Genomic DNA, 6,892 nt, shown 5'->3' on the forward strand with positions numbered 1-6,892 from the left:
CGATTCTTGTCAAAATTGCTATTTTTATAAAAATTCACCCATCCACCAGAACTAGTCCATAAGACTTATTTATAGTGATTTATTTAACTATACTACAAAAAACTGCCTCCTATTAAGAAGGCAGTTTTCTCTATCTTTTATTTTATTTCCCAAAAACTATCTAAAAATTATTGCTTAGAAAGTTTATTCATTTCTTGTTCTTTTAGTCTTTCAGCCAGCTCTAATATATAACTTCTTAATTGTGGATTAATATCGGTACGTTTTAACCCCAGCTCAATCGTTGTTTGAATGAAACCAAATTGTTCTCCGACGTCGTAACGATTTCCTTCAAATTCATATGCAAAAACACGCTGAATTTTGTTTAACCTTTCAATGGCATCTGTCAGTTGTATTTCTCCTCCTGTGCCAACTTCTTGTGACTCAAGAAAATGAAATAGCTGTGGTGTAAATATGTATCTTCCGATAATCGCTAAATTAGACGGTGAAGTTCCTTGCTCAGGTTTTTCTACAAATTTCTTTACTTGATATCTTCTCTTTGTATCCGGTAAAGGGTCAATTATTCCGTAACGATGGGTTTCTGAATCGGGTACTACCTGTACACCAATTACAGAAGAAAGAGTTTGGTCATATTGATCCATCAATTGCTTTAGACATGGTTTGTCATTATCAACAATATCATCCCCTAATAATACAGCAAATGGCTCATCGCCAATAAAGTTTCTTGCACACCAAACAGCATGTCCTAATCCTTTTGGCTCTTTTTGCCGTATATAATGAATGTCCACATTAGAAGATTCCTGCACTTTTGCTAATAAGGCAAATTTTTCTTTTGCAATCAAATTTTCTTCTAATTCTAAGGCATTGTCAAAGTGATCTTCAATCGCTCTCTTACCTTTCCCAGTAACAATAAGAATATCTTCAATCCCAGATGCTATAGCTTCCTCCACAATATATTGAATGGTTGGCTTATCCACAATTGGCAGCATTTCTTTCGGCATTGCTTTCGTTGCTGGTAAAAATCTAGTTCCTAATCCTGCAGCAGGGATAATCGCTTTTTTCACTTTACTCATAAAAAATACCTCTCTTATAAATAAATTTTTAGTGAGTCTCTTGCTACTATCTTTAGTATACTGCAATCCAACTAAAAGCTCTATGGCTACACTTTTTGATGGTATTCCCATTATTTCGCCATTTTTTCACATAAATAAACAAAAACCTAATTTTTTTGCAACTTTTCTCCTTTAAAGATCGTCTATACATTCAGGGATTAGTGTATCATCATCTATTATAGAACATTTATCATATACTTTTCGTTATTTAAACAATCTTTACGAAATATTACGCATGGAAGATTAGCTTTGCCGGATAATAATTACTGCATGTTCCCATAATAATAGAGTACTAAGCTCTTTTTCATGACTTTATTATATACAAAAAGTTTATCCATAACATTTAATAATCATTCCAAAAGACCTGTGATAAACAAATGACTATAAATTTGCTAAGTATTACTGATTGAAAGGCAATGTTGCTTTTCTTATTGTTACTAAAAAAGATGTTCAGTAGAGATGATTTCTGCTATTCTTGAAATAAGTTTACTATCATTTTTTGTCAAGATATGGAGGATATTGTTAAATGAGTAGAAATAAACCGAAAAAAAAGAAAACATGGTTAAAGGTTACGGGTATTGTGCTTCTTCTCCTTATAATTGGGATAGGAATATATCTGTATACTGTATGGAATTCCCTTTCCACAGCTGTTAATAATATGCATGAGCCGATTGATAGACAGACGACCAAAAGAACGGATACTTTAAACCTTGGCAGCAAGGAGCCTTTTTCCGTTTTAATGCTGGGTGTCGATGAGCGTGATGGTGACTCTGGAAGATCGGATACAATGATTGTCCTTACGGTAAACCCTGATAAAAAGTCAGTCAAAATGCTAAGTATCCCGCGCGATACTCGCACTGAAATAGTTGGACATGGTACTACAGACAAAATCAACCATGCATATGCCTTTGGCGGTGTTGCAATGTCGATGGATACGGTAGAAAACTTCCTCGATATACCAATTGATTACTTTATGCAAATTAATATGGAAGGCTTTAAAGATATTGTTGATTCTGTTGGCGGAGTAACGGTAGATAATGATTTAGATTTCACTTATCAAGGAACCCACTTTCCAAAAGGACCAGTTAATTTGGATGGCGAAAAGGCATTAAAATTCTCCCGTATGCGTTATGATGATCCAAGAGGTGACTTCGGTAGACAGTTAAGACAGCGAATGATTATCCAAGCTGTTATTAAAGAAGGAGCTAGCTTAAGCTCTTTAACAAATTTTGATTCAATCTTTGATGCGTTAAGTAAGAACATCAAAACAAATATTACCTTCGATGAAATGATTGATATTCAATCTAAATACAAAGCAGCAGCTGGTAATATTGAGCAGCTTACGATTAAAGGCACTGGGCAAACAATCGATAAAGTATGGTATTTAATTGTAGACGATGCAGAAAAAACAAAAATTCAAAATGAGCTAAAAGAACACTTGGATGTAAAATAAAGAGAAAAAGAATAAGAATAAGGCAATAAAAAAAGACCTAAACTGGTCTTTTTTTATTGCCTTAAAGTTTTACTTTTTAATGATTACCTTTTGTTAAAAACCTCTTCTACTACTCTTTCAGCAGATTTTCCCTCTTCTAGGTAGCAAAACTTGTCATAGAAGGTATTGAATTTATCACTTATTGGGTTAACTTCCGCCTCTTTGATAGATTGAATAACTTCTTCTGTCGTTTTCACTAGTGGACCCGGGGCTGTTTTTTCAAAATCAAAATAGAAACCACGTAAATTATCTCGATAATCTTCAATATCATATACAAAGAAAATCATTGGTCTTCTTAAATTGGCATAGTCAAAAAATACGGAAGAATAGTCTGTTACCAAAATATCCGACACTAAATAAAGTTCTCGAATATCTTCATAATTTGAAAAATCAAAAGCAAAGCCAGTGTATGGTGTTAAGTCAAAGTTTTCAGCTACTAAGTAATGCATGCGCAATAAAACTATATATTCATCGCCAAGCTGATCACGAAGCATATTTAAATCTAATTCTAAATCGAATTTATATTTTCCTCTTCCATAAAATTGATTATCTCGCCATGTCGGTGCATACAGAATAATCTTCTTATCCATTGGTAAAGCAAATTTTTGTTTTAAAGCTTCCATGTTTTCTGCCGTATTATCTACATGTAACACGTCATTTCTAGGATATCCAGATTCAATCATTGTTTTATTAAAAGCGAAAGCCCTTTGAAATATTTCAGTAGAATACGCATTAGGAGAAATTAAATAGTCCCAATTAGATGCTTCTTTTAAAAAGTTGTTCTTATATTTAACTGTATTTGTACCAGGCATATGCACTTCATCCATATCGGCAGCCAATTTTTTCAGTGGCGTGCCATGCCATGTTTGCAAATAGGTTGTATGGTTTGGTTTTGGAATCCATAATGGTAAGCGACTATTACTCACCCAATATTGGGCTCTAGCCATTATAAATAACCACTTAATAGAGAAGCGTGGCACTATATTTAAATTTCTTCCTTCGAAATTTTTCATGTACTTTTTATCAACACTCCAGTACATTTTATATTCAGGATTAAAATCCTGCATATATTCAAAAATCGCTCTTGGATTACAGCTAAACTGCTTTCCAGCAAAACTTTCAAATACAACGGATTTTTTTCGAACCGGTGCATATCCCATCAACTTAAATGCTTTTTTATATAACGCTTTGATCTTTCGACTTCTCTTAATATCAGTCAATTTTCTTCTGATTCTACTTTTCCATTCTTTCGAACGATTGTAAACATATACTTTGACGGAAAGATAGCTCTTTACCTTGGTCTTTTTAATAAAAATTCTTCTATCTATTCCATCTATTCTGATCACTTTAGCTCTTCGCGATTGCAGAGGATTAAAAGGATTGAATGTTAATCTTGGACTGACCTTTACTATCTCTTCACCATTATCTATATAAGAAAGCTCTATATAGAATCGGAAATAGATTAATTCAGATGTATGTAAATATTCTTTTATAGAAAAGGTGCCTTTAAACCCAATATCATCATAATTTCTGATTCCATCCCCGTATAATTCGGTTAAATCCGTTCTAGTCACACTCTCTAAAGGAAGACGATACTGCTCATCATCTAAATGATTTGTAATGATTAGTGTTTTTTTCATATCATGTTTAGCGCCCATAAGCTTTGTATCTAATACATATCCGCTAATATTTAATAAACCGTCTTTACTAAGATAAGCATCTTCTACTTTCGAAATAAAAGACCTTTTCGTTGTTTTCAGGGAAAGGTTCATTTTATTAGTTGTATATGGATAAAAAACAGTGCCCATATCAGCATATTGATAGTAGATCAAATTTAATTCTTGACGATTACTTACGATACGATATCGTTTGTATTCATCTTCTTCAGACTCAACAACAATATAGACATCCCATACTCCAGATTGTCCAAAAAAATCTTTTTCTTTATGTAAATCAATGGTAACTTCATAACTTCCAATCGTATTTTCATCGTCCAATGTATGAAATGGCAGATATTTTTCATTTTCCGTCTTTCTATTTAAAATGAGGAACGATGCTTTATTATCCTCTAAGATACTTGTTTTAAAACCAAATTGAATACTGAGCATATTGTGGATAATGCTGATCGTTTGTATTTGTTTATGATTAAATCCAGATTCACTCATTAAGAATCCCCTCTCCAAAATGCAAATTCCATTAAATCAAGTTATTGAATTATAAAGTTTATCCATTATCCGACAAACTTCTTATTCATCCATTCTCTTATAAAACACCTAACCAACATTATATATAACAATGTGCCGGAATTCAATCAACCATGAGAGCAACATTTATAAAGGTTGTAAAACTTCAAATAATGGCAGAGAGGAATAAATAAAAAATCACCTTTTTTCGCTATTCTAAACAAGGATAAAATGCATTCATTTGATAAATGATAAGAAAACATTCTTTACTATTATTTTAAACAATTTTTGCATAAATATTTCATTTTATGACAAAGCAATGATGATACTTGTCAATAAGCGGAAAAAGTTTTAAAATAAGATAATTAGGGAAAGCTAAAAAAAAGTTTTTCGATTTCACAATCATCATTCAAACATGGAACAATTATTATAGGTGTTTCAAATGACACATCTTAAATAATTAGCCTTTTAATAATTCTATCCTTATTAAATTGTCTATAATTGTAGGAGGAAAAAAATGAAGAAAGTTATTACCTATGGTACCTTTGATTTATTACATTGGGGCCATATAAATATTTTAAAACGAGCTAAAGAGTTGGGAGATCACTTAACTGTTGCACTTTCTAGTGATGAATTTAATGCCATTAAGAACAAACAAGCATATCATAGTTACGATAATCGCAAAATGATTTTAGAAGCAATCCGTTATGTGGATGAAGTAATTCCAGAGCATGATTGGGATCAAAAAATCAGAGACGTTGTGGATCATAATATTGATGTTTTCGTTATGGGAGACGATTGGGAAGGAAAATTTGACTTCTTGAAAGATTATTGTGAAGTTGTATATCTTCCAAGAACCGTTGGAATCTCTACAACAAAAATTAAAAAGGACCTATTTAAAGTAAATGGTTAGAGAGTTAGCCATTTACTTATACTTAAAACTATTTTCTTTTCTATTTGAGATAGCAAAACTATTTCCTTTACAGAAGAAAATAGTTTTTTGTGTGTCTTTTGTTGAAAATACAACTCATCTCTATGATGAACTGAAGAAGAACAATCCAAACATCCCATGTATTTTATTAGCTGATTATAAAACCTATCGATTTTTTAATGACAAAATGATAACAGATCCGGTTTTATTATTTTCTCCCAAGTATCCTTTATCTTTTCTGAAAGGAATTTTTCATCTAGCAACATCTCAAGTGATTGTGCTGGATAATTATTACGGTTTCTTATCTTCTGTATCATTCAAAAAAAATGTTAAAAAACTACAAATTTGGCACGCCAATGGTGCCATTAAAACATTTGGATGGAATGACTTAAGTGTCAAAGATCGTTCCAAAAATGCCAAGGAAAGATTTGCAGCCGTTTATAAACAATTTGACTATATTATCTCTGGATCAGATAAAATGTCAGCTATCTTTTGCGAAGCTTTCTCTGCTTCCTCCCAGCAAATATTAAATACAGGAATACCTAGAACTGATATTTTCTTTGATAAAGATCATATGGAAAAAATAAAAACCAGTTTTTATAAAAAATATCCTAATCTAAAAAATAAGAAAATCATTCTATATGCTCCAACTTTTCGCGAAAACGAAGAAGAATCAGCTAATCAAATTCGATTAGATTTTTCCTATTTAAAAGATAGATTAGAATCCGATTATATATTTCTCGTGAGACTTCATCCCAGTATAACTAATCAAATGGATTTTAGTGAATACAATGGTTTTGTTTATAATTTTTCTGATTATCCTATTTTAAATGACTTGTTATTTATTACAGATATATTAATAACCGATTATTCATCAATTCCTTTTGAATTTTCCTTTTTACAAAAGCCCATGATTTTTTATCCATATGATTTAGATGAATATAGAAAAACTCGAGGCTTTTGGGTTCCTTATCATGAACTAGTTCCCGGTCCTATTGCCTATTCAACGGAAGAAATTGTGCAATTTATTCATCTTTCATCTTTCAAAATGGAAAAAATAGCAAATTTCCATCAAGAGTGGAATACGTATTCAATTGGTAATTCTAGTAAAAATGTTGTTCAAACAATAAATAGCTGGTTAACAAAACAATAATATATATAAAGAAGTGGGGGGTGT

At 31.7% G+C, this 6,892-nt stretch carries 5 protein-coding genes; 3 read left to right on the top strand and 2 right to left on the bottom strand.

Annotation, left to right across the window (positions count from 1 at the left end; all coding sequences use genetic code 11):
• Positions 1-167 precede the first annotated feature (167 nt).
• Positions 168-1,070 (bottom strand): UTP--glucose-1-phosphate uridylyltransferase GalU, encoded by a 903-nt coding sequence (galU, locus tag NiCM35_RS25920; RefSeq protein ID WP_433780882.1) that lies wholly within the window; start codon positions 1,068-1,070, stop codon positions 168-170.
• 565 nt (positions 1,071-1,635) lie between these two features.
• Between galU and tagU the strand changes: the two genes are divergently transcribed.
• Positions 1,636-2,562: a polyisoprenyl-teichoic acid--peptidoglycan teichoic acid transferase TagU gene (gene tagU, locus NiCM35_RS25925; RefSeq protein WP_095334293.1), complete on the top strand. Its 927-nt coding sequence runs from the start codon at positions 1,636-1,638 to the stop codon at positions 2,560-2,562.
• An 83-nt stretch (positions 2,563-2,645) separates the two neighbouring features.
• Here the strand turns inward: tagU and NiCM35_RS25930 are convergent, their stop codons facing one another.
• The gene (locus NiCM35_RS25930; protein WP_164464098.1) at positions 2,646-4,766 is read right to left on the bottom strand and encodes a CDP-glycerol glycerophosphotransferase family protein; all 2,121 of its coding nucleotides are present in this window, start codon (positions 4,764-4,766) and stop codon (positions 2,646-2,648) included.
• A gap of 535 nt (positions 4,767-5,301) precedes the next feature.
• Between NiCM35_RS25930 and tagD the strand changes: the two genes are divergently transcribed.
• Together tagD and NiCM35_RS25940 are read left to right on the top strand one after the other, a co-directional pair.
• On the top strand, positions 5,302-5,697 hold the full coding sequence (tagD, locus tag NiCM35_RS25935; protein ID WP_095334292.1) for a glycerol-3-phosphate cytidylyltransferase: 396 nt from the start codon (positions 5,302-5,304) through the stop codon (positions 5,695-5,697).
• The gene (locus tag NiCM35_RS25940) at positions 5,690-6,868 is read left to right on the top strand and encodes a CDP-glycerol glycerophosphotransferase family protein (RefSeq protein ID WP_433780883.1); all 1,179 of its coding nucleotides are present in this window, start codon (positions 5,690-5,692) and stop codon (positions 6,866-6,868) included. The genes tagD and NiCM35_RS25940 overlap by 8 nt, the downstream gene beginning before the upstream one ends.
• Positions 6,869-6,892: the final 24 nt, after the last annotated feature.

Source organism: Niallia sp. M35, assembly GCF_050971705.1.
In the GTDB taxonomy this organism is placed as follows: Bacteria; Bacillota; Bacilli; order Bacillales; family Cytobacillaceae; genus Niallia; species Niallia circulans_A.

Excerpts from the sequence above, each read along its gene's own strand:
- tagD (WP_095334292.1), top strand. The coding sequence starts at position 5,302 with ATGAAGAAAGTTATTACCTATGGTACCTTTGATTTATTACATTGGGGC.
- galU (WP_433780882.1), bottom strand. The coding sequence starts at position 1,070 with ATGAGTAAAGTGAAAAAAGCGATTATCCCTGCTGCAGGATTAGGAACT.
- NiCM35_RS25930 (WP_164464098.1), bottom strand. The coding sequence starts at position 4,766 with ATGAGTGAATCTGGATTTAATCATAAACAAATACAAACGATCAGCATT.
- NiCM35_RS25940 (WP_433780883.1), top strand. The coding sequence starts at position 5,690 with ATGGTTAGAGAGTTAGCCATTTACTTATACTTAAAACTATTTTCTTTT.
- tagU (WP_095334293.1), top strand. The coding sequence starts at position 1,636 with ATGAGTAGAAATAAACCGAAAAAAAAGAAAACATGGTTAAAGGTTACG.